Annotated in this window: 22 protein-coding genes; 4 read left to right on the top strand and 18 right to left on the bottom strand. The window is 43.5% G+C overall.

The features are described 5' to 3' along the window. Nucleotides 1-58: 58 nt before the first annotated feature. A complete protein-coding gene (gene crp, locus C9J48_RS16550) occupies nucleotides 59-691 on the top strand; it encodes a cAMP-activated global transcriptional regulator CRP (protein ID WP_006233834.1) in 633 nt (210 codons plus the stop codon). A gap of 250 nt (nucleotides 692-941) precedes the next feature. Next, a complete protein-coding gene (locus C9J48_RS16545) occupies nucleotides 942-1,136 on the top strand; it encodes a hypothetical protein (protein WP_006233835.1) in 195 nt (64 codons plus the stop codon). Between the two features lie 65 nt (nucleotides 1,137-1,201). Here the strand turns inward: C9J48_RS16545 and C9J48_RS16540 are convergent, their stop codons facing one another. From C9J48_RS16540 to rpe, 9 genes are all read right to left on the bottom strand, one after another. Then, nucleotides 1,202-1,993: a DUF1338 domain-containing protein gene (locus C9J48_RS16540; RefSeq protein ID WP_006233836.1), complete on the bottom strand. Its 792-nt coding sequence runs from the start codon at nucleotides 1,991-1,993 to the stop codon at nucleotides 1,202-1,204. Between the two features lie 55 nt (nucleotides 1,994-2,048). Further along, on the bottom strand, nucleotides 2,049-3,506 hold the full coding sequence (gene astD / locus C9J48_RS16535; protein WP_006233837.1) for a succinylglutamate-semialdehyde dehydrogenase: 1,458 nt from the start codon (nucleotides 3,504-3,506) through the stop codon (nucleotides 2,049-2,051). A gap of 90 nt (nucleotides 3,507-3,596) precedes the next feature. Continuing rightward, nucleotides 3,597-4,613, bottom strand: a complete 1,017-nt coding sequence (gene astA, locus C9J48_RS16530; protein WP_006233838.1) for an arginine N-succinyltransferase — start codon at nucleotides 4,611-4,613, stop codon at nucleotides 3,597-3,599. A gap of 225 nt (nucleotides 4,614-4,838) precedes the next feature. Further along, nucleotides 4,839-6,056 (bottom strand): aspartate aminotransferase family protein, encoded by a 1,218-nt coding sequence (locus C9J48_RS16525; protein ID WP_006233839.1) that lies wholly within the window; start codon nucleotides 6,054-6,056, stop codon nucleotides 4,839-4,841. A 356-nt stretch (nucleotides 6,057-6,412) separates the two neighbouring features. After that, nucleotides 6,413-6,991 carry an aminodeoxychorismate/anthranilate synthase component II gene (locus C9J48_RS16520; RefSeq protein ID WP_006233840.1) on the bottom strand — a complete coding sequence of 193 codons (579 nt, stop codon included), beginning with the start codon at nucleotides 6,989-6,991 and terminating at the stop codon, nucleotides 6,413-6,415. Between the two features lie 107 nt (nucleotides 6,992-7,098). Next, complete coding sequence (locus C9J48_RS16515; RefSeq protein ID WP_006233841.1) at nucleotides 7,099-9,444, bottom strand: ExeM/NucH family extracellular endonuclease; 2,346 nt, start codon at nucleotides 9,442-9,444, stop codon at nucleotides 7,099-7,101. 261 nt (nucleotides 9,445-9,705) lie between these two features. After that, nucleotides 9,706-10,725, bottom strand: coding sequence for a tryptophan--tRNA ligase (trpS, locus tag C9J48_RS16510; RefSeq protein ID WP_006233842.1), 1,020 nt, complete (start codon nucleotides 10,723-10,725; stop codon nucleotides 9,706-9,708). Nucleotides 10,726-10,830: 105 nt separating this feature from the next. Further along, nucleotides 10,831-11,520 carry a phosphoglycolate phosphatase gene (locus C9J48_RS16505; RefSeq protein WP_006233843.1) on the bottom strand — a complete coding sequence of 230 codons (690 nt, stop codon included), beginning with the start codon at nucleotides 11,518-11,520 and terminating at the stop codon, nucleotides 10,831-10,833. A 2-nt stretch (nucleotides 11,521-11,522) separates the two neighbouring features. Beyond that, a complete protein-coding gene (rpe, locus tag C9J48_RS16500; protein ID WP_006233844.1) occupies nucleotides 11,523-12,197 on the bottom strand; it encodes a ribulose-phosphate 3-epimerase in 675 nt (224 codons plus the stop codon). 151 nt (nucleotides 12,198-12,348) lie between these two features. Here rpe and C9J48_RS16495 point away from each other — a divergent pair, with 151 nt between their 5' ends. After that, nucleotides 12,349-12,564, top strand: a complete 216-nt coding sequence (locus tag C9J48_RS16495) for a DUF2970 domain-containing protein (protein WP_006233845.1) — start codon at nucleotides 12,349-12,351, stop codon at nucleotides 12,562-12,564. 8 nt (nucleotides 12,565-12,572) lie between these two features. Here C9J48_RS16495 and dam read toward each other — a convergent pair whose 3' ends face one another. The 9 genes from dam to pilM all read right to left on the bottom strand — a co-directional run bounded on the left by dam (nucleotide 12,573) and on the right by pilM (nucleotide 21,370). After that, nucleotides 12,573-13,409, bottom strand: coding sequence for an adenine-specific DNA-methyltransferase (gene dam, locus C9J48_RS16490; protein WP_006233846.1), 837 nt, complete (start codon nucleotides 13,407-13,409; stop codon nucleotides 12,573-12,575). A gap of 114 nt (nucleotides 13,410-13,523) precedes the next feature. Continuing rightward, nucleotides 13,524-15,050, bottom strand: a complete 1,527-nt coding sequence (locus C9J48_RS16485) for an AAA family ATPase (protein ID WP_006233847.1) — start codon at nucleotides 15,048-15,050, stop codon at nucleotides 13,524-13,526. 14 nt (nucleotides 15,051-15,064) lie between these two features. Continuing rightward, nucleotides 15,065-16,144, bottom strand: a complete 1,080-nt coding sequence (gene aroB / locus C9J48_RS16480; protein ID WP_006233848.1) for a 3-dehydroquinate synthase — start codon at nucleotides 16,142-16,144, stop codon at nucleotides 15,065-15,067. Nucleotides 16,145-16,167: 23 nt separating this feature from the next. Next, nucleotides 16,168-16,686, bottom strand: coding sequence for a shikimate kinase AroK (aroK, locus tag C9J48_RS16475; protein WP_006233850.1), 519 nt, complete (start codon nucleotides 16,684-16,686; stop codon nucleotides 16,168-16,170). A 163-nt stretch (nucleotides 16,687-16,849) separates the two neighbouring features. Next, the gene (locus C9J48_RS16470) at nucleotides 16,850-18,547 is read right to left on the bottom strand and encodes a type IV pilus secretin PilQ (RefSeq protein ID WP_006233851.1); all 1,698 of its coding nucleotides are present in this window, start codon (nucleotides 18,545-18,547) and stop codon (nucleotides 16,850-16,852) included. A 22-nt stretch (nucleotides 18,548-18,569) separates the two neighbouring features. Beyond that, entirely contained in the window at nucleotides 18,570-19,091 is a 522-nt protein-coding gene (locus tag C9J48_RS16465) for a pilus assembly protein PilP (protein WP_006233852.1), read from the bottom strand. Continuing rightward, the gene (locus C9J48_RS16460) at nucleotides 19,088-19,687 is read right to left on the bottom strand and encodes a type IV pilus inner membrane component PilO (protein WP_006233853.1); all 600 of its coding nucleotides are present in this window, start codon (nucleotides 19,685-19,687) and stop codon (nucleotides 19,088-19,090) included. Before C9J48_RS16460 ends, C9J48_RS16465 begins: the two co-directional genes overlap by 4 nt. Beyond that, entirely contained in the window at nucleotides 19,680-20,339 is a 660-nt protein-coding gene (locus C9J48_RS16455; protein ID WP_006233854.1) for a PilN domain-containing protein, read from the bottom strand. The genes C9J48_RS16460 and C9J48_RS16455 overlap by 8 nt, the downstream gene beginning before the upstream one ends. Continuing rightward, on the bottom strand, nucleotides 20,336-21,370 hold the full coding sequence (gene pilM, locus C9J48_RS16450) for a type IV pilus biogenesis protein PilM (protein WP_006233855.1): 1,035 nt from the start codon (nucleotides 21,368-21,370) through the stop codon (nucleotides 20,336-20,338). Before pilM ends, C9J48_RS16455 begins: the two co-directional genes overlap by 4 nt. 151 nt (nucleotides 21,371-21,521) lie before the next feature. Between pilM and C9J48_RS16445 the strand changes: the two genes are divergently transcribed. Then, nucleotides 21,522-24,095 (top strand): penicillin-binding protein 1A, encoded by a 2,574-nt coding sequence (locus tag C9J48_RS16445; protein WP_036804502.1) that lies wholly within the window; start codon nucleotides 21,522-21,524, stop codon nucleotides 24,093-24,095. Nucleotides 24,096-24,122: the final 27 nt, after the last annotated feature.

Genomic DNA, 24,122 nt, shown 5'->3' with positions numbered 1-24,122 from the left:
CACCGTCAAACTATAGGGATGTCGTTGTTGGGCAACAAACGCAGAGGAAGTTAGTAATATGGTACCAGGTAAACCTCAAACAGATCCTACCCTAGAGTGGTTTCTTTCCCATTGCCACATCCACAAGTACCCTTCAAAAAGTACTTTGATTCACGCTGGCGAAAAAGCAGAAACGCTTTACTACATCGTGAAAGGCTCTGTTGCCGTATTGATTAAAGATGAAGAAGGTAAAGAAATGATCCTTTCTTACCTTAATCAAGGTGACTTCATTGGTGAGCTTGGTCTATTTGAAGAAGACCAAGAACGTACTGCATGGGTACGTGCTAAATCGCCTTGTGAAGTAGCTGAAATTTCTTTCAAGAAATTCCGTCAACTTATTCAGGTTAACCCTGACATTTTAATGCGTCTATCTTCTCAGATGGCAACTCGCTTACAAGTGACTAGCCAGAAAGTAGGTGACCTTGCATTCTTGGATGTTACAGGCCGTATCGCACAGACATTGCTAAACCTTGCTAAGCAACCTGATGCGATGACTCACCCAGACGGTATGCAGATTAAGATCACTCGTCAAGAAATCGGCCAGATCGTTGGTTGTTCTCGTGAAACAGTCGGTCGTATTCTTAAGATGCTAGAAGAGCAGAATCTTATCTCTGCTCACGGTAAAACTATTGTTGTTTACGGCACTCGCTAAACGTCTATAAATTACCTTTCTAATAAAGCCGCTTTGAGCGGCTTTTTTTATATCTCTGTTTGTTATATAGGCTCACAGCACGGTGACTATTTCCCTTCCTACCCTAGTCCAATCACACCCTGCGATTAACACAATGCATTATTAATCCCTCAAAGGCATATTTTTGTCGTTCTCATCACAATCAATTCACTTGCCACGCCCCAAAAGAATGCTACATTATGCATATGCTTTTTATATTGAGACGTCTGATATGGATATCGAACGCTTTGCGCCAAACACGCACCTACCAACACCAGCCATCATTGCTTCGTTACCCACCACTGTTGAAATGACAGGGTTCAGTGACCAACGCCATTACCTAGAGCAACAAACCAATTTCAGCCGACGTCATCACAGCACCGATGACAGTGAACTATGGGTAAATACCTTAGATAGCGAACATTAAAAAAGCAGCGACCAAGGTCGCTGCTTAATCAATATTAATGATAACCACCGCTAACCAATTAGCGGTTAATTGGTGCTCTCAAAAATCTTATCTGCAGAGGCTTCTACAAACCCACCATATAGCTCGCCATCAGCTTGCGGGTAGCGCTTAGCAAACTCATAAAAACCACCCGGAATGTGTTTTACACCATCAAGAAAACCCACTGCAACTTTATCTGCCATGGTCGATGACTGCTCTAACATCACTTCAGGATCGCCTTTCACTTCCCCACCAGATTCATTAATCGTAAAGCCGTTATGACGCAATAAATGATTCACATCACGTACTTCCGTGAATTGCTCAAGCTGATTAATACTAACCGTAAAGTGATTGGCACCAAAACCATGCGCTGCCACCCATCCAGCATATTCACTTTCAGCCGCGAGCATCTCATACGTCTCAGAGTCAATATCCCATAACCGCCCACCATAGATAAATGACGGATCATGGAATGCAGTTTCAGGAGCTTGGTTGACTAACTCGCGCACCGTTTGCTGGAGTTGCGCTGAACACTGTCCCACCATCAGCTCACTAATAAACACCTTAGGAGCGTCTGGGTTAGGGTGCTCGAAATGCTCGGCATACAATTTCTTGGCTTCAAAGCGATATTGACCGCAAGGTTTATAACCAATAGCAATGAAAGGAGCAGCTAGTTTATCGAGCCCTACCTTTGGTAAGTTAAAGGTACGCAACGCAATATGATCATTGAGTAAGGGCTCATCTTCGGTTAATAGTGCATGCACTTGCGCCGCTGATGGACAAAGACGCTGGGTATAGTCTTGCCATAAGGCGTTAAACAATTGTTCCACTCTTTCCATGATGAATCCTTCCCCTTTGCTGAATTAGTATTGTGTTGATTACGGTGCAACTCGATTAAAGTGCAATACCTGGTGACAATTGTGCTGGTAATTCTGTTTGCTCACCTTCCATTGAAGCCATTGGGTAAGCACAATAATCTGCCGCATAATAAGCACTTGGGCGTAAATTACCTGACGCCCCAGGACCACCAAATGGCGCATCGCCACTTGCCCCTGTAAGCTGACGATTTCGATTCACAATGCCTGCACGAATATTGTCGATGAAATATTGCCATTCGCTATCATCCGTAGAAACTAGACCTGCAGATAAGCCATAGCGCGTGTCGTTCGCTAACTCTACGGCTTCAGGTAAATCTTGATAACGCACAACTTGCAACAATGGACCGAAATACTCTTCATCCGGTAACTCAGTCACATTACTGACTTCAATAATGGCAGGAGAGACGACCGCACCTTGCCCTCTTTTCGCTTCCAACAACACTTCAGCGCCAAGACTTACAAGGTTGGCTTGTGCTGCAATAATACCGTCAGCTGCACGCTCAGAGATTTGTGGCCCCATAAATGGTTGAGGGTCTGCAAATGGCCCACCAATTCGAATCTGAGCGGTAGCTTCAACCAAACGGTTTACAATCGCATCGCCTTCAATGCCCTGCGGCAAGTACAAACGACGTGCACACGTACAACGTTGACCCGCACTAATAAACGCAGACTGAATAATCGTATAGACCGTGGCATCTAACTCACCATAAGACTTAGAAATAACCATCGGATTATTGCCGCCCATTTCAAGGGCTAACATTTTGCCCGGCTGGCCTGCATATTGGCGGTGTAAAATATGCCCAGTATTGGCACTACCTGTAAACAATAGACCATCAATGCCTTTTGATCCTGCAAGTGCTTCACCCGTTGGGCGGGCGCCTTGCACCATATTCAATACGCCTTGAGGTAATCCTGCCTGTTCCCACAGTTTCATGGTTTCTTGAGCCACTTTCGGGGTTAATTCTGACGGTTTAAATACCACTGTATTGCCCGACAGCAACGCAGGAACAATATGACCATTCGGCAAGTGCCCAGGGAAGTTATAGGGCCCAAATACCGCCATAACACCTAATGGACGATGACGCAGTACCGCAGCTGTACCTGCAATGTCTTTTTGTTTTTCACCCGTACGTTCATGGTAAGCACGTAACGAAATCGCAATTTTACCGACCATTGCACCCGCTTCAGTACGGGTTTCCCATAATGGCTTGCCTGTTTCTTCTGCAATGGTGTAAGCGATGTGCTCACTGTGCTCTTTGACCAGTTCAGCAAATTTTTCAACGACAGCTTGGCGCTCTAATAAATCAGTTTTACGCCATGTTGTTAGCGCTTCACGGGCAGCGCTGACCGCTTGTTCAACTTGTTCTGCAGTTGCAGCATCACCTTGCCAAATCTCTTCGCTGCTAAATGGGTTTAACGAATTCATCGCTTCGCCCTTACCTGCTAACCAGTTTCCTGCAATCCATTGAGTCATGATGTTCTCCTGTATCTGCCCGTTATACCCGTCTGAACAAGTATTATTTCTTTAAATAACTGAATGCCGTAGTGGCTGTTATCACTCAGCTTACTGCTCGATTAAACGAACGTGATCGCCATTTTTCACTTGCAGCGCCGCTGCCATTTCAGTGGTTATCTGCGCTATGTTTTTCTCTTCATCAACCTTCACTTTACCCACCACAGCTCGGAAGCCATCAAATGAGCCATTACTGATGATGAAGTCTTTTCCACTCGTACATTCACCAACCTCAACGGTACACGTGATCGAATGGCGTACCGATTCAATATTGCGTACGTCACATTCAACCGTTGGACCGGCATCAAAAATGTCGACGTAACCGCGGCAACAAAAGCCTTCTTTTTCTAATAGGCGTAATGCTGGGCGAGTTTTTTCATGTACTTGTCCAATCACAGCTTGTGCTTCTGGGCTCAATAAGCTGACGTAAATCGGTAGCTTTGGCATAAGATCAGCAATGAAGCCTTTGGCCCCGATACCAGTTAGGTAATCAGCATGCGTAAAATCAATAGAGAAGAAATGCTCTTTTAGCCAATGCCAGAACGGGGAATTACCCTCTTCATCTGATACGCCACGCATTTCAGCTAATACCGTTTCAGAAAAGCGATGGCGATGCTCTGCCATCATTAAAAAGCGACATTTAGACAGTAAACGACCATTCAAGCCTTGACGCCATTCAGGGCGAAGGAACAAGGTACACAGCTCACTGTTGCCCGTATAGTTATTACCAAACGTCAGCACTTTTACGACGTTATGCACGCCTAAACGCCGCGAGGCGTGAACAACCGTACTGAGGTGATAGGTATAGAAAGGATTATCAAGGCCAATTGCAGCTTCGATTGCCGTTGTTCCTGCGATTTCACCCGTTTCCGTGTCTTCCGCAACCATCAAGTAGCCTTCAGTGCCCGGTTCGGTTACTTCTTTGCCGAAGCTTTCAACTGAGTGTGCAATCCTGTTACGTAGCATTTCTTCGTTAACAGGTAATGACGTGAAACCATGGCCAGATTCTTCCGCACAGCGCATAAGCGCCGGGTAATCGGCTTCGGTAATAGGACGAATAACCAGCATCGAACTCCCTCCTGATGCAGGTAGCGACAGGGTCGCTATCTATAAATTGAATGGGTAAACCTACTCACTTCCCTTCTCTCACTTTTAAGATAAACAAGAAAAAACAGGGGCACACAGCATGTCGCTATCTGCAGTATTGAGTAAGCAACAGTGGCCAAGCTCCTGCTAGCCACTGTATGAAGCAGTTAAATGAATGCGCTAACTGCTGATATATTTTGATACGACTTATTTATTATAAAGCTTAGCAATAGCTCGTTCTAAACGCGCCATACCTTCATCAACGTCAGCTTTATCAATCACCAGTGATGGTGTGAAGCGAACAACGTTAGTACCGGCAACCAATACCATTAGCCCTTCTTCAACAGCAGCAAGCAATACATCACGAGCACGCCCCTGCCATTCTTCATTCAGCGCAGCACCGAGTAATAAGCCTTTACCACGCACTTCGGAAAAGATTGGGTACTTAGCATTGATTTGCTCAAGCGCATCACGGAACCACTGCTCACGCTCTTTAACACCTGCGAGTACCTCTGGTTTAGAGACTTCATCAACAACCGCTTCAGCAACAGCACACGCCAATGGGTTACCGCCATAGGTTGAACCGTGGGTGCCGACTTTCATGTGTTCAGCCAATTTTGCTGTTGTCAGCATTGCACCAATTGGGAAACCACCACCTAATGATTTGGCAGTGCTTAAGATATCAGGTGTTACACCCAGACCTTGGTAAGCATAGAAATTACCAGTACGGCCATTACCCGTTTGTACTTCATCAAAGATTAATAGTGCATTGTGTTTATCACACAGCTCACGAACACCTTGCACAAATTCAGAGGTTGGCGAGATAATTCCACCTTCCCCTTGAAGCGGCTCCATCATGATTGCACACGTGCGATCTGACATGATCTCAGCCAGAGCCGAAAGGTCGTTATATGGAATATGAGAAATTGCTTGTGGTTTAGGGCCAAAACCATCGGAGTAAGCTGCTTGACCGCCAACGGTTACCGTAAAGAATGTACGACCATGGAAACCTTGATTGAACGCGATAATTTCTGATTTTTCAGGACCAAACTTATCAACCGCATAACGACGCGCTAGCTTCAATGCCGCTTCGTTCGCTTCTGCACCTGAGTTTGCAAAAAATACTTTTTCAGCAAAGCTGTGCTCGGTTAACTTTTTAGCAAGACGTAAGGCTGGTTCGTTAGTCATCACATTACTTAAGTGCCATAGCTTTTCAGCTTGCGACTTAAGTGCATTAACCATCACTGGATGACAATGCCCTAAACAACTCACAGCAATACCACCTGCAAAGTCGATATATTCGCGATCTTCTTGATCCCAAATTCGAGCACCTTGCCCCTTCACAGGAATAATCTGCATAGGAGAATAACAAGGTACCATTACCTCATCGAATAATTTACGTTCTACTTTATGTTCCATTGTCATCACATTATCCTTCTGTGCATGTCGCCCTAAGCATAGTATTTACATTTTATTAACCAATTCCAATAGCAGAATATTTTTTTTATCTGAAGCTGAAAATGATTAAATGGGAATAATGTACATATTTATGCGGGTTATAGGAAAGTTTATTAACCCGAGTTCCACTAAAGCTGTTTTTCCATATAGGAAATAATGCAAACAGTGAAATATGTTAGTGAATAAGATTGCTCAAGATACCCAGCAGAAAAAGATAATGAAATGTTAAATAAAGTGATAGAGATCGCGCTTATGCGACAAATAAAAAGCGTAAAAAATCCAAAATGACACTTTTTATTTTATTTTGTAGGATAAAAACACCTTTAGCGGCGGGCTAAAAAGTTGGCTAATAGTTGGTGACCTTGCTCTGTCAGAATGCTTTCTGGGTGAAATTGCACCCCTTCAATCGGTAATATTTTATGGCTAATCCCCATAATTTCATCAAACTCACCATCGCGCTCTGTCCATGCCGTCACTTCAAAACACTCAGGTAAAGTATCGGCTTTTACCACCAAGGAATGGTAACGCGTCACCGTTAAGGGATTATTAAGAGTACGGAAAACACTGGCATCAGTATGAATGATAGGTGATGTTTTACCATGCATAACCTGACGAGCACGCACCACCTGTGCACCAAATACCTGTGCTATCGATTGATGGCCTAAACAGACCCCAAGAATGGGTAACTTACCGGCGAAATATTCTATCGCTTGTAATGAAATACCTGCATCATCAGGCGTACAAGGCCCCGGAGAGATAACCAGATGAGAGGGATTTAGCTCAGCAATGCCAGCGATATCGATGTCATCATTACGTATAACTTTAACGTCTGCGCCTAACTCGCAGAAGTATTGATACAAGTTATAGGTAAAAGAGTCATAGTTGTCGATGATTAGCAGCATAGCAAGTACCCAGTATGGTTCGGCGCTCTATTTTGCTATAGAAAATAAGAAAGGCAAGCCCAAGATAGCTTGAGTTTGCCTTTTTAGGTTAAATCACGAAAAGATCGCTACTGAATACGGCACGAATTACCGTTATAGACAGCCTTTAGCTTTCCTTCCAAAACTAGTGGTGTAAAAGTACAAGGCACATCATAAACCCCGTAAGCAAGAATGCTAAGGTCTACGGCGTCACCCGCTTTGATACCTACGTGTTTAAGAAAACGATCTTTTTCAGTGTACGTACGCTTGTCCCCACCCATCATCCATGGCTGAGTGCTGTCCCAATACCAAGTATTGAATACCGGATAAACAGGTTGGTGGCTTTTATTCTGAATCTTCAGCGTAAAACCAAGCTTTTTCATTTTATATTTCAGGCTGATAATAACAGGATCATGATCAGACGCTGAATACGGACCTTCAGACTTGGCCAACGAGCCACTGTATTTATCTGAATATTCAAATAATGAGTTCTCGACCGAGTTAATATGCCAGTCCTCAATGCCGACCACTTTTTTCTTTAAGCTTTTATTCGCTAGCGCATGATCTAGGCTGCCCAGCTCACCACCATAGCTGTATGAATAACTATCATCACCATGCCATTCAGACGCCAGGTTAATTAGCCCCAAGCCTTTCCCCGCTTCCACACCGGTTGCGTGCAATGGCAGCCCGGCAATTGACGTGCCCGATGCCGACATAATTTTACGTTCTGCTTTTTTCGGCTTGTAGTCAGTTAACACACGAACCGGATCTTCCATCCCATACGCATTCATATCCCCCATGACCAATAAATCGCCTTTCACTTTTTTCAGCTCTTGGCTTAATGTCATCGCACCCGATACACGGAACGCATTACAGTGCCCCTGGAGATCCGCAGGATCGTCCTCATACTCGCCATTAACCCAGTCTTCGTAACAACCCGAGCCTTTCGACTTCAAGTGGTTCACAACAACCGAGAGGGTTTCTGACTTCTTCTTGGCTCCTACAATCTTGAAGGTTTGCATCAAACTATCACGCTGATACTTATCCAGCTGCTTTGCTTCACCATCAGGATTATTACCGGTAATGTGCTGTTCAGGCATACGGATGACCTGAGCATCATCGGCGGGTGTCACCTTGGCTGGGCGATAAATTAATGCCACCATAATGGCATCGCTGCCAAGGTACTTACCTTGATTTTTATCTTCATCAGCAATTTCAATGTACTCATAATGTTCAGCACTATCATTAAATTGCAAATTCAACTCTGTGACTAAATTAGCAAGGGCACCATTAGTACCAAAGCCATTATTTTCCATTTCCATAATGCCAAGGATATCTGCATCCATGGCTTTCAGTGCATTTACAATTTTAGTACGCTGCAATGAAAATTCACTTAGCGTTTTAGCGCCACGATTACACCCTTTTGCGGCATCAGCATCGGCTTGATCGCTGCATGTTGCATTCAAATCACCCCCAACTTCACTGGCACTGGTAAATAAATTCAGCACATTAAAACTGGCCACTTTTATATTACTGTCGATGTATTCAACAGGGGCAGCAGTGCGATCGTCTTGGTGGATAAAATCTGCAGGTTCAATACTGTTGGTGGGAATTAAGCGGTATTGGCCGTAACTGAAACCAATAACACCTTCGAGGTTCACAAGCTGATCGCCGACTCGAATATAACCTTGCTCAGCATCTAAACCCGGAAAGTAAGGGATAACACCATTCGGTGTTTTTTCATCAGTATCGATGTAAAGTTTGTTTTCCGCATTTTGCTTTGCAAGGGTTACTGCATCTTCACTACCTGCAATATGAAGCTGAGTCGGTTTGAGCAATGGCTCCTCATGGGACAGCAGCATATTGTTACGGTAAGAATCATAATCAAAGCCAAAATTACGGGTGATCTGCAAGTCACTATCAGGTGCTAGACGAACCAACATACCTTCATAGCGATCCATTGCCTCAACCAGTGTTTCACCGTCTCTCACTTTAATATTTGTCGCAATGATCGGGCTCACTTCATGCCCAACTTCAACCTTGTCTTTTTGAGCGACAAGCTGGGTCATGCCGTAATGCTCTTTCACTTTGGCTTCTACGCACACTTCCATTCCCGGCTGTATGTCAGCACTCGGGGCCGAGCCGGTGTAAACAAAAATGCCATCTGATGTGTCTTCGTTGTCATCGCCAGCCGCATCCTGAATAAAAAAACCTTTATACAGGCTGCTCATCGATTTGGTAACAACGCCTTTGACGAAGTACGCATCAGGGCTAATGTACTCACCATCCGGAATTAACGGGCTAGAACTACCATCACCTTGAACCGAATAAATAGGCGTTAATGTTTGCTCTTCACACGAAAAGTCTGACGCGTGTGAGGTTACGCTAACCATCGCAACCGCGATGGCTAAAGGGCTTAATTTAAGCATGCGCATTGTGCAATCCTTTACATTTATGTGTTTGGTGTCTTAAAAGGTGTGCATTATTTAACAAAGTTACATGCCATTAATGTGACAAAACCGACAAACAAGTGTCATAGCTAAATGCAATTAATCGCAACTAGACATTGATGCAATAAATTCATTCATTTTCAACAGAATGCAAAATCAATCGCTTAATGAATATACAGCTAGAAACAACAGGTATAAAAAAAGCCATGAATCACTTCATGGCTTTTTTTATATACAGCTAGTCAGTTATGGACGAGCAACAAATCCTACTGCTTCGTAGGCTTTCTTTAATGTCACTGCAGCACGTGCAGAGGCTTTTTCAGCTCCCGCTTTCATGACGGCATCCATGTAGGCACGATCTGCTCGAATACGCTTGTATTCTGCTTGTACGGGCTCAAGCATTGCAACGATGGCTTCACCAACGTCTTTCTTAAAAGGACCATACATTTCAACACCAGTATATTGTGCTTCGATGTCAGCAAATGTTTTACCTGTTGCGCCTGAGTACAGACCCATAAGGTTGGCGATACCGGCTTTGTTTTCGATATCGTGAATAATACTTGGTGGATTCTGTGCGTCTGTTTGTGCTTTATTGATCTTTTTCAGAATCGATTTAGGCTCTTCAAGAAGAGTAATAACGTTTTTACGGTTATCGTCTGATTTAGACATCTTCTTTGTTGCATCTTGCAGGCTCATCACACGTGCATTCACCGCTGGAATGTACGGTTCAGGCACTTCAAAAATCGGCTGCTCTTCACTACCGTATAAATTGTTAAAACGGTTAGCGATGTCACGAGCTAGCTCAAGATGCTGCTTCTGATCACTGCCTACTGGTACTTTATGCGCACCATAAAGCAGAATATCGGCCGCCATTAATACTGGGTAACCAAATAAGCCAACATTCACATCATTCGCGTGGCGTGCTGATTTATCTTTAAACTGCGTCATACGATTAAGCTCACCCATCTGGGTGTAGCAGTTTAGAATCCAACCTAGCTGAGCATGCTCTGGTACATGAGACTGAACAAACAACGAACTCTTCTTTGGATCAACACCAACAGCAAGACAAATAGCCAATGCATCTAACGTTGCTTCGTGCAGTGCTTTTGGATCTTGGCGAACGGTAATTGCGTGGAGATCGACGACACAGTACTGACAATCGAAATCATCCTGCATTTGTTCCCACTGACGCAGCGCACCCATGTAGTTACCAATACTCAATTCACCGGAAGGCTGCACGCCACTTAAAACAATGGGTTTACTCATTATGGGTTATCCTTTGTTACCTAAAATATTCAGCGGCATTCAAGCCGCTGACAGAATTCGATATGTATATATAAGCACTAGTTTAACCGGAACAGGCCAGTAGTACTAGCAAGCTAGTTTAACCACATCCAGTAATTGACTAAAGTGATCTAGCACAACATCTGGGTTACTAGCGCTGATTGGTTGACCGTAATTGTAACCGTAAGTGAGACCAACAACATGACATGTTGCCGCCTTTGCTGCCAGAATATCATTACGTGAATCACCGATCATCAGCATTTCGCTGGCGGCTAATTGATGCTTTTCCATCAACCAATGCAGCGCAAATGGATCCGGTTTTTTCAATGGAAAGGTATCACCACCAATCACATCAACAAAATACTCACTAATACCGTGCTGCTCAAGTAAATGTGGTACAAACTGAGCTGGTTTATTGGTCACGATTGCCATTGGAATATTGGCGTTGTGGAACGCTGCCAATGTTTCTTTTACACCTGTATATAAGTGACTTTTCTTATGGCCACCTTCATCGTAAAAGCGATCAAATAATGCGCGCGCTTCTTGATGAAGTGCAGGATCCAGCTCTGGGTCAAGTTCAAGGCTCTGGCTAAGCGCACGACCAATAAGAATATCAGCCCCGTTACCTATCCACGTTGTTACCTGCTCGACGGTCACTCTATCACGACCTAATGCCTGCATCGCTTTATCAGCGGCTTCTGCCAAATCAGGAACGCTATCAAGCAACGTTCCATCAAGGTCAAAAGCAATAAATTTAATGCCTTCAAATTGCTTCATGCTTAACGCTCAACCTTTGCAAGCTCTGCACGCATTTCATCGATCGCTGCTTTGTAATCAGGCTTGTTAAAGATTGCAGAACCAGCAACAAACATATCTGCACCCGCTTCAGCGATTTCACGAATATTATCAGCCTTTACGCCACCATCAATTTCTAAGCGGATGTCGTAACCTGATGCATCGATACGTTGACGTACTTCACGAAGCTTATCCAATGTATTTGGAATAAATGATTGACCACCGAAACCAGGGTTAACTGACATCAGTAAGATCATATCGATCTTGTCCATTACATAATCAAGGTGATGAAGTGGAGTTGCAGGGTTAAATACGACACCCGCCTGACAGCCACACTCTTTAATTAACTGCAAAGTACGATCCAAGTGCTCTGTTGCTTCAGCATGGAAAGTAATCATTGTTGCACCCGCTTTAGCAAAGTCAGGAATAATACGATCAACTGGCTTTACCATTAGGTGAACATCAATCGGCGCAGTAATGCCGTAGTCACGTAATGCTTTACATATTGGCGCACCAAACGTCAGGTTGGGTACATAGTGATTATCCATCACATCAAAGTGCACCACATCGGCACCGGCAGCTAATACTTTCTCAACGTCTTCACCAAGACGAGCGAAATCTGCAGATAAGATAGATGGAGCGATCAAAAAGTCCTTCATGTTCAGCCTCTATACGTTACATACGATACGGTCGTAAAATCGGCGCAATTCTACCCGATCCTGTTAACGATGTCTTAACCGATCTAGTTAGGTTTTGTGACTATGCTTAAAAGAATAAAGTGAGAACGAGTGCATTAAGAGGAAAAGTTGAATGGATTCAGAAAAAAAAACATCACCAAAGAAGCGGAAAACTCGCATAGCAATCAGTGTTATTGCTGCTTTATTTGGGGTGCAATCAGAAAGGAACCGCCAACAAGACTTTAATCAACAAAGTCCTCGACCATTTATTATTGGCGGTATTATTGCAATTGGGCTTTTTGTCGCATTGCTGATTACGATAACGCTATTGGTTACCGCAAAACACTAGCCAATAAATCAGCAGTTAGGTGATTTTTCTTGTGACTTAAATAAGGCCAATAACTCATCGACTTTATTGCGTCCACTGCCATTACGGCTGATAGTTCGTCTTACTTTCACGACTGACAAATCTGCACCATGATATAAACGACGCGTTAACTTAGTATCATGATTTGAAATAAGCACTGGAATTTCACGTTCCGTGGCGGCTTTTTCTGCCACATCGGCCAAATCGGCTTGATCGTCCAGACTGAAGCCATTACCTGCATAAGAGGTAAAATTAGCCGTCGTAGATAAAGGGGCATAAGGAGGATCGCAGTACACGACACAACCTTTACGGGCGCGAGAAAACGTCTGCTGATACCCTTCACAAACAAATGTCGCTCGCTTTGCTTTCTCGGCAAAAAAGTACATTTCTTTTTCTGGGAAATAAGGCTTCTTATAGGAGCCAAATGGAACGTTAAAGCCCCCTTTTTTGTTATAACGGCATAGGCCATTAAAACCATGACGGTTCATGTATAAGAAATACAACGAACGCACATAAGGGTCTTGTGTTTTATTAAATTCTTCACGAATTTTTAAATATTCTTCTTTTTGATTAAATTCCGGCGTAAAAAGCTTTCGTACATCTTCAACGTACTTTTCTGGGTCATCTTTAAGGATGTTATAAAGGTTGATCAGATCTGGATTGATATCTGCCAATAGATACTGCTCAAAATCAGTATTCAAAAATACCGACCCCGCCCCAACAAAAGGCTCAACTAATTTACGCGCAGGTGGCAGGTGGCGTTGAATTTCCTCGACTAGAGAGTACTTACCCCCAGCCCATTTCAGAAATGCACGATGCTTCTTCATTCAGCTAACCTACTACCTATACCACCACGAAAGGTTGCGGATTGTACCTCATTTATTACCTTGTCTGTACCTATTACCGGAAATAACTACGCTCAAACAGCAAGGATATTACGATTATTTAGCTTGACCTATTTCACGATGAATTTGTGCGTACGATTTAACCCAAGGCTGTACAGCTTGAACACTATCTGGCAATAACAGCTCTGCACGCCTTGCCGTCACAATATCTTTATAATTACCCGTAATAACGATAAACCATGCTTCGCCTTTTCGACGGGTCTCATACAAAGTCGCAATATTTTGAATCTTATGTTCAGCAATAAATTTCTGTGCAGTGCTAAGAGATTGTAATGCTGCAAGCTGCAAGGCGTAATGGCGAGAATTAACGTTTTTGAGCTCTTCACCTAATACAGCTGATTTTTTTTGCTGAACAGATAATACTGGTGCAGCCGCTTTCTGTTGAGGAGTAACGGGATCACTAGATACTGTTGTGACATCATTGGTATTTATATCAGTATTGCTTTGCGTTGTTTCGGGAGTAGCTGCTTGTTGAGCGAGCGCTTCTTGTCCACTCGTCCCTAAAGCTTGCCCACTTAACATCGCATCAACCACTTGTGAAGGCACGACAACGCGCTGACTATCGTCATTACGCCCAACCGTTAGCCCTTCACTCGATATCTCTTGCGGTAACACACGGGCGTCATCTATCGCCCTATCTGACGAACTCAACGCAACTGTTTCAGCCTGCTGTGCATCAATGGTCGCAGATTGAGCTGTATCATCCTCATCATAATGCCCCGTCTTCAGGTTTTCTTTTGCAGTATCAGTAACGATCGGGTTATTTGCACTTGGTTCTGACTTATCATTCGCAGGAAAAAACCAAAAAACTACACCGGCAGTTAATATTGCTAACACAACTACAAGTAATGCCAGCGGAGAGAGTGTGCGTGATGAAGAGTTAGCCATGTCGTTATCCGTATTATTTAGTTGCATCAACGCGCGAGGTTTGGGTTCAGCCAAAGCGGCTTTTTCCTTTAACTCACGTCTTCCATTTGCATCTAACGCATCGCTAGACAGCACTACTTCGACAAAGGTTTGCACTTCTTGTTCCGTTAAATCAGAGATTTCGAGTTCAAGTGGCATTTGCCCCTGCCCATGAGAGACCTGATCTAAGTATTTATTTAGTCGTCCTGTTTGACTAAAGAGTAATACATTAATTTGCCATAATGGTTCACTTTGGGCGCGAGTGATTATAGCCCAAAGTTCAGCAACCAATGCTGGGCTTAATAAGTGCGCATCATCAATGATCAATAAAACATTACATCGATGACCTTCAAGCATCCGCTCAAGGCTTTGAATTAATGGATCTTGATCATTAAATAGTGGCTGATTAACTAACTGTTTAAGCACGATCGAACGATGTTGGCTATCCGTTTGAGCAGGATGGCACAATAACAAGGCTTGATTACAGTTTTGAGAATAGTGTTCAAGATAGTGCTGAGCAAGCCACGTTTTACCCGCACCTTCAGTGCCAGTAATTTGAATAAGATTGGAATTAAAGCGGGTTAAAAATTGAATGCGCGAAAGCAATTGGATCTGACTATCCAGATCCAACTCTCGAGCATTACTGTCGTTGGTCATGACCACCGACAAATTTATGCATTAATCACACGGCGCAAAACGTCGTGTGGTACATCTGATATAACTTTAGCAGTACCGATAGATGTTGGTAAAACGAGGCGCAATTGACCGGATAAAACTTTTTTATCACGCATCATATGCTTGATAAAATCATCGTAATCCATCGACGTCGGTTTACTTATTGGCAACTGTGCTCGTTCATGCAAACGGGTAATACGGAGAACATCCTCTTCTGATAACAAACCCTGCTCATGAGCAGTTTTTGCCGCAAACACAGTACCCACTGAGACAGCTTCACCGTGTAGCCAGTTTCCATATCCCATTTCAGCTTCAATTGCATGACCGAATGTATGACCTAAATTGAGCAAGGCACGAACGCCAGACTCTTTTTCATCAGAAGCAACAACATCAGCTTTAATTTGACAACAACGACCAATTGCATAACACAAAGCCTCATTGTCTAAAGCTTGTAGCTTTTCAATATTCTGTTCTAACCAAACGAAAAACTCGTAGTCAGCGATAATGCCATATTTGATCACTTCAGCCATACCCGAAGCAAACTCACGGGCTGGTAATGTTTTCAAACACTGATTATCAATAACTACCGCTTTCGGTTGATAAAAAGCACCGATCATATTCTTGCCCAAAGGATGATTCACAGCAGTTTTACCACCTACTGATGAATCGACCTGAGACAACAACGTCGTTGGTACTTGAACAAAATCAACACCACGTTGGTAACTTGCAGCTGCAAAACCGACAACATCACCAATGACGCCGCCCCCTAGTGCCACCATCACCACATCGCGACCATAATTACCTTGCAGTAAGAATGTCATGATCTGATTAAATGTTTCTAAGGTTTTATATTGCTCGCCATCCGGTAATTCTAATAACGATACTTCGCACTCTAAAGTACGAATAGTAGCCATCACTTGCGCTGCGTAAAGTGGTGCGACAGTTTCATTACTGACCACAACAACACGTCGACCTGCACTTATTGCAGACGCAAACAACGCCGGGGTGTTAAACAACTCGGCGCCGATAGAGATAGGGTAGCTTCTGTCACCTAGGTTGACGTTGATCCGTTCCATGGTCAGCTTCTCTTGTTTAGTAATTAACGCTCTTCAAGCATATTGATGATTTGGTTGGCAACTACTTTGGCGCTCTGATCATCAGTGCGTACCACATAGTCGGACACTTCTTCATACATTGGATTGCGTTCTGCAGCAAGAGCTTCAAGTACTTCACGTGGAGCATCCGTTTGAAGCAACGGACGCTTTTTATCTCGTTGGGTACGTGCTAACTGTTTCTCGATTGTCGTTTCAAGATAAACAACAACACCACGAGCAGATAAGCGGTTACGGTTCTCTTTACTGATAACAGAACCACCACCTGTCGCGAGAACAATACCTTGCTCTTGAGTCAGATCGTCAATAACACCTTCTTCGCGAACACGGAAGCCTTCTTCACCTTCAACATCGAATACCCAGCTTATATCAGCTCCGGTACGATCTTCGATAACGGTATCAGAATCAAAAAACTCCATGTGCAACTGTTGTGCAAGGTGTCTACCAATAGTACTTTTGCCGGCACCCATAGGTCCGACCAGGAAAATATTTCGTTTTTCAGCCATTGTTAGCAATTTTACGCGCGGTTAATAAAACGACACCGCCCGCAGGCCATCAATAAATAAGCCCGAGGCGCCAAGTTCCTCACATATAATTCGTGATAAGACCGAAAATTATCTCAGGACTGACTGCCACTTGGCAATAGCTAGAGTGAATCAATAGTAAAGATTAGTGTAAAACTATCTTCGGAGTGATAAAAATCAATAGCTCACGCTTACCCATTTCTTCCAAAGAATGCCGAAAAAGTGCCCCTAAATACGGTAAATCCCCCAATAATGGCACTTTACTGACACTTTTGTTCATCTGATGCTGATAGATCCCACCCAGTACAATTGTTTCACCATTTTCGACTAAAACTTGAGTTCCAATGCGCTGAGTGTTGATTGAAACGGCTTCACCGATGCCCGTAACCACTGTTTTTCCGGGTTCATCTTGCGTTACCACCAAATCGAGCACTAATTTATTGTCTGGCGTAATCTGTGGTGTCACCATCAAACTCAGTACTGCTTTTTTGAAATCAATCGACACTGCGCCACTCGAAGATGCCTCCAAATACGGAATTTCGGTCCCTTGTTCGATATAGGCCGTTTGCTTGTTTGTAGTCACTAATCGTGGGCTTGAAATAATTTCAGCTTTAGATTCAGATTGCAGTGCCGACAGCTCTAAATCGAGCAAAATATCACCAACCTTGGCGATTTGAAATGCGATGGATGATGCTCCCGCTTTTTGCGCCGCTAAATTTACATTCAAAAAGTCATCCACGCTGACATCATCTTTTAGTAAACCAACCGACCCTAAATTGCTTTCAATTGATCCTCCTAACGTAAAGTTACCATTATGCTTAGAGACCCCCCAGCGAACCCCTAATTCATCAACATCACCTTCATTAATGGTCACGATGCGTGCTTCAATCTGCACTTGTTTAACCGGAATATCTAAAGCACTAATAATATCTTTGATGCTCTCAATACTGCTTGGCAAATCTTTAATGATGATTGAATTCGTTCGGTCATCGACGTGTAATGAACCACGCCCTGATAGCATGCTAACGCCATCTTCAGTGCCTTGTAGTAAATCAGCAAGATCAACCGCCTTCGCGTAATTGACTTGAATAAGCTCAGAACGCAATGACGCTAATTCATTTTCTTTACGCTTTGCTTCTAACGCTTTTTGTTCATTTTGAGCCAGTTCAGCTTTAGGTGCCACTAAGACCACTGAATTATTAACACGCTTATCTAGCCCTTTCGCTTGCAGGATAATATCCAACACTTGCGGCCATGGCACATCATCAAGACGCAATGTCACGTTACCTTGCACCGTATCTGAGACCACTAAATTAAAATCGTTATATTCGGCGATTAGCTGTAAAACATTGCGCACCGGCACATCTTGGAAGTTAATCGAAATCGGTTTGCCTTTGTAAGCAATTCCTTCTTTTTGAGTCTTGGTCTTTTTTTCAGTCGTAATCATCACATTAAACTGCGCACCTTTCAGGCTGTAGTTGTAACGAAAAGCACTGTTCATTGTAAGAATTAACCGTGTTCCTTTCTCTATTTTGAAAGTTTCGATTGAATTTACCGCAGTCGCAAAATCAGCAACATCTAAGGTATAAATCATTTCATCACTGATCGATGTATCTAAGATATCAACAAATAGCTGTTTACCTGATTGGTGTATATCAACTAAAAATTGCGATTTTGCAAGCTGGACATTTAGTACACCTTGCCCTTTTTTATCCCTTTTAAAGTCAATCACTTTCACTTGATTATCTATAAGCACTGTTGCTGGAACAGCCAATGGCAATATACAAACGATAAGCAAACATAAATGCTTTAATATATTGGAGATGAATAAAATCCGATTCATTAACTTTGTGCCTCTTCCTTGATCACTGCTGACTAAGAGCAAGGTGGGTTGTTCGTTTTAACCAACACCCCGCTCCATCAGGTAAAATTTCGTCAACATCAATACTGCGAGAGCCAACACGCTGGACCTTGCCGTGGTTTAACCCGAGATAATGCCCTTCCCTGACTTTCATCAGTTGACCTTCAGGCGTGTAAATCAAGGCCCATAGTTGCTTACGGTCACCCAGTACCCCTTTCATTGTGAGCGTATCGAGTGGGTAGCTCTCCAATGCAGCCAATTCTCGTTGTAAATTCGGTTGCCAGCACGACTTGTTACTCGTTTCAGCAGTATCCATTTGTTTAGGATAAGGGCGCACAAAAGGACCACGTGAATCCGTCATCACAAATTCATCCGCAATAAATTCAAATTGGGCAGGTAACGGGTCAATTCGAACTTCTGCCGCCAAGTGCGTATTAGAGATAAACATTGAAATAGAATCATTATTCGCTCGACACCCCACCAGTAATAAGCAGAACATGAACGGCAAGTAAAAAGGATGCCTCATAATGCCACCTCTTTTTGTTGGGCTTTGAAGCGGTATGTACTTGCTGATACTTTTAACGATAAGGTGTTTTTATTTTGACCATGCTCGGTCACGGTTAAATCAACATCTTTTAGCGTCACGATACGAGGTAGCTGTGCAATAGATGCTGCAAATTTACCGATTTGCTCATAATTACCGGTCAGTTGCATATTCAAGGGCAGCTCATAATATTGCGTTTTCTCGATACGCCCCCCCCATTGAATACCTTGAAACTCCAATCCATTATTCACACCAATATCATTAATACCTGATAGTAAACTGGCTAACTCCTTCTCGACGGGTAACTGTACAATCACCAATTGGTACCGCTTATTTAATTCATTAATCTGTTGCTTCACTGTCGGTAAAGCGGCGACTAACGAAGCACGATTGATAACGCGTGAACGCAATTCCACTTCGTTCTGCTTTAACTGGGTTAATTCACCTTCCAACGGAGTAAGCCAATACCAATACCCCACAGCAACAACAACCAATGATAATAAAAGCGCCACCACAGATTGAGATCCTAATGGCCACTCGGTGATTTCATCAAAGTCTAAATCTTGCCAATCATTCACTGTGTGCCTCCTTGCACACGGTGAGCGTGTTGTCGTTGTTACATAAACTCCCTTCAGTTTTTTTGACTAACTTATACCCAGCATCATACGTAGACGCCACCATGGCTGGTGTTTTCATCGAGAAAGAAGCTTTAAAGCTGGTAAGATCTTCTGAATTGCTCCCTTTTGTGGCTTCAATAGAGTGCATTGCTACATCTTTCAACCATTCCGAACGTTCTGCATTAGACAACAATGAAGCAAGTCGACCGTTAGAGTTACTGACACCGTTGAGTAAAACGTTTCCCTCTTTCAACGAGATATTGTCGAGGTACACCCCTTGGGGTACTAACGCTGGCAGCATGCTTAAGAGATGGGTGGCACGATTACGTTCAGACTGAATGTCTTCAATAATACGTAATCGACTATTTAATACTTCCCGCTGCTGTTCCAATTCAGGTAGAAAGGACAGCTGACGATCTAGCGTATCAACTTCTAACTGCAGCTGATCATTACGTACTTGCTGCAGCTCTTTTTGATACCCAATAAATTCAGCCATCAACCAATGACCAGCAGCAGCAACAAAAACGGCTGCCACTAATAAACCCATAAAACGTCGTTTGTGTTGTATCCGTTTGTCTTCCCGCCATGGGAGCAAATTCAATTTAGCAATCATTGACTCCCCCCTCGAATAGCCAAGCCGGCAGCCACGGCAAACTGGCTATTCAATGCAGTATCAGAGACAGCCTCTAACTTTTTATGACAAATAAAATGGGCAAAAGGGTTCATTAACTCGACCTCAACCCCCAGTAAACGCTGTAAAAGCTCACTTGAAATAACATATTGTCCGCCCCCACACAGCCAAATCCCCTTTAGAGATGATCGCGGGTGGGTGGAATTATAAAGCTGAAACTGTCGCTTCAGTTGATCCGCTAATTGCTGAGTAAAACGCTCTATCTCATCACTCGAAAGCCGTACTTTCAGAACAGGTCCATCGTCATGAAAATCATTAACTAAGGTGTTACGGTGCGGGGATGAAGAATACTTACGTAATCCAAACGCGATTTCTCGATGATACGCTGCCGCATTTTGGGGCTTGATACAAAATTCAGTCAGACACTCCCCAACATCAACGATGCCCCACTGTTCATGGATGCCAGACATCTCAGCACTATACTCAGCAAGCCATAACAAAGCATGGGTTTGTAGCTCCATCACCTTGGGTGATAATCCCGCTTTTTTAATGGCAATAATGCGGGTATCTACCGCCTCTTTTCGAGTAGCAAAGATCTGATAAGGCATGGTCGTGGTGACGTCAGAAAATGCATTGGATTCTAAAGGGAAGAAATCCACCCATAACTCTTCAACAGGAAAAGGAGAAGAACTCCCTAAGGCTTGAGAGACGGCGAATACCGTCTCATCTTCTTTAAGGTTGGTATCTAGCTGGATAACTTTACTAATTACCGCACTGTCTGGTAATGCCAATGTCACTATTTTGGCCCCAAAAGGTAAACTCTTCTTTAATTTACGTATTGCTGACAACAGCACAGTGGAATCTACGCTATGCTGCTCGTTGATGACGGGTGACGTCAACACAACCTCAGCATAAGCGGCTAATTCCAATCGTTCTTTTTTTTGAGACAAAGCAACCGCTTTTACGCTGTGATTGCCAATATCAATTCCAATACTTAATGGGTTCCGAAACATACCGTGCTATGCTCCCTGATAGTGGAAAAGCAATTTCTTTCAAAAAAAACACCATCCGGTGATGCTCTCTTTATTCAATTATTTTTTAAACTACTTGTTGAAAGATAATGAATAATGGCCGGTTGAACGATGGCGTAACGGGAAATCTCTAGTGAAGTTCATAAAGCGACTACTTATACTTGCAATCATTTGCATAACTCTTGGAGTCAGTACTATTTTTGGCTTTTACCTTTATGTAAAACCAGAACTCCCAGATGTAGCAACACTCAGAAATGTGGAACTGCAAACCCCTATGCAGGTCTTTAGTGCCGACGGTGAATTGATTTCACAGTTTGGTGAAAAACGCCGTATACCATTAGCGTTAAAAGACATCCCACCTCAAATGATTAATGCATTCATTGCGACTGAAGACAGTCGTTTTTATCAACACCCCGGCATTGACCCAATTGGTATTACCCGTGCTGCTTTTGTGGTGCTGACATCAGGTTCAGCCAAACAAGGGGCTAGTACCATAACTCAGCAGCTCGCACGAAATTTCTTCTTAACGAATGAAAAGAAGATCATGCGTAAAGTGAAAGAGATTTTTATTGCGATTCACATCGAGCAACTGCTAACGAAAGATGAAATTTTAGAGCTGTATCTCAATAAAATTTATTTGGGTTACCGCTCTTATGGTGTTGGTGCAGCTGCGCAAGTGTATTTTGGCAAAGATATTAGCCAATTAACCCTAAGTGAAATTGCGGTTATTTCTGGCTTACCAAAAGCACCGTCAACCATGAACCCTATCTATTCATTGGATCGTTCAACCACACGTCGGAATGTGGTGCTGAGTCGTATGTTTGCAGAAGGCTACATAACGCAAACCGAACTGAATCAAGCCCGTTCAGAGCCAATTGTTGCTCGCTACCACGGGGCTGAAATTGAGCTGAGTGCACCTTATTTTGCTGAACGCGCTCGTTCATGGCTTGTTGAACGCTACGGAGAAGATGCATATACCTCCGGCATGCGCGTGTATACAACGGTCGATAGCAAACTACAAAAATCCGCGCAACATGCAGCAATATCAAACTTGCTAAACTACGATCAACGCCACGGCTTCCGCGGTGCAGTCGCAACATTGTGGCAGCCAGGTCAAACGGCAATGGCGGAAAACGACATCGTCGAGCACCTAAAAAAACAACCAAGCTACGGGGATCTCACCCCAGCAGTTGTAACCAATGTCGACAAGAAAACAGCTAACGTCGTCATTAAAGGCGGTGAAAATGTCACTCTTGAATGGGATGGTCTGAAGTGGGCGCGCAAATTTGTCACAGATACTCGCCAAGGAGCAGCACCCAAGAAAGCAGCCGATATTTTAGCCTCTGGTCAACAAGTTTGGGTTCAACCTAAAACCAAGCAAGCTGAAGACGGTACAGAAAGCACCTATTGGGTACTGAGCCAAGTTCCCGATGCCAATACAGCATTCGTGGCGGCCTCACCGCAAAACGGGGCAGTATTAGCAATGGTAGGCGGCTTTAACTTCGCGCACAGTAAATTTAACCGTGCAACTCAGTCTGTACGCCAAGTTGGTTCAAGTATTAAGCCCTTTATCTACTCTGCAGCAATTGATAACGGTATGACACTGGCAACACTGGTTAATGATGCACCAATCAATCGCTGGGATCAGAGCCAAGGCACTGCGTGGCGTCCTAAAAATTCACCACCCACATACAATGGCCCTACCCGCTTGCGCATTGGTTTAGCGCAATCGAAAAACGTTATGGCGGTGCGCGTATTACGCAGTGTCGGTTTAGATCAAACTATTAGTTTCCTAACACGCTTTGGCTTTAAACGTGATGAGATCCCTCGCGCTGAAGCAATTGCTTTAGGAGCAGGTAGCCTAACGCCAGTTGAAATGGCGCAAGGTTTTTCCGTTTTTGCTAACGGTGGTTACTTTGTTAAACCCTATTTCATTGAACGTGTAGAAGACGCTTACGGTAATTTAATTTACCAAGCAAACCCTAATATTGTCTGTAACGACGAATGTCAGGATGAAAAGCAATCTACTGGTGAATCCATAGCGACAAACCGTGCCGTTATTAATGATATCGCCATTAGCGAACAAGAATTAGGGACGGCAGGCAGTGCCCAAGAACCAGATCAACAGCCCGTTAAATATGCTCCGCAAGTTATTTCAGAATCGAATGCTTTCTTAGTTCGTGAAATGATGGCGAGTAATATTTGGGGCGGAGGCAACTGGCGGACAGGTACTGGCTGGAATGGTACGGGGTGGCGAGCTCAAGTACTTAAGCGCCGTGATATTGGCGGAAAAACCGGTACAACCAATGGTTCGAAAGATGCTTGGTACTCAGGTTTCGGTCCTAATATTGTTGCAACTGCATGGGTTGGTTTTGATAAACATAGCCGTGAATTAGGTAAAGCATCATGGAACAATAACCTAGGTAAAGAGCAAATATCTGGCGGTGAAGCGGGGGCTAAAACAGCACAACCTGCATGGATTGAGTTCATGAAGGCTGCATTACAAGATGTGCCAGTGCAGACTAAACAATTACCCGAAGATATTGTGACAGTACGTATTGACCGTGAAAGTGGCAAGCTATCGAATCGTAATGATGCCAGCTCGATGTTTGAATATTTCGAAAAAGGTACCGAACCAACAGAAACTGTCAGTGAAAGTGGGTCTGAAAGTATTTTTGAAGTAGACAGTTCTGACGAATTGTTCTAACGCGTTATTGATAATAACGTAACGAAA

The sequence above is a fragment of the Photobacterium profundum genome (assembly GCF_003026285.1).
In the GTDB taxonomy this organism is placed as follows: domain Bacteria; phylum Pseudomonadota; class Gammaproteobacteria; order Enterobacterales; family Vibrionaceae; genus Photobacterium; species Photobacterium profundum.
Note: the sequence above shows the minus strand (reverse complement) of the source record. Positions and strands in the feature narration are given on the sequence as shown.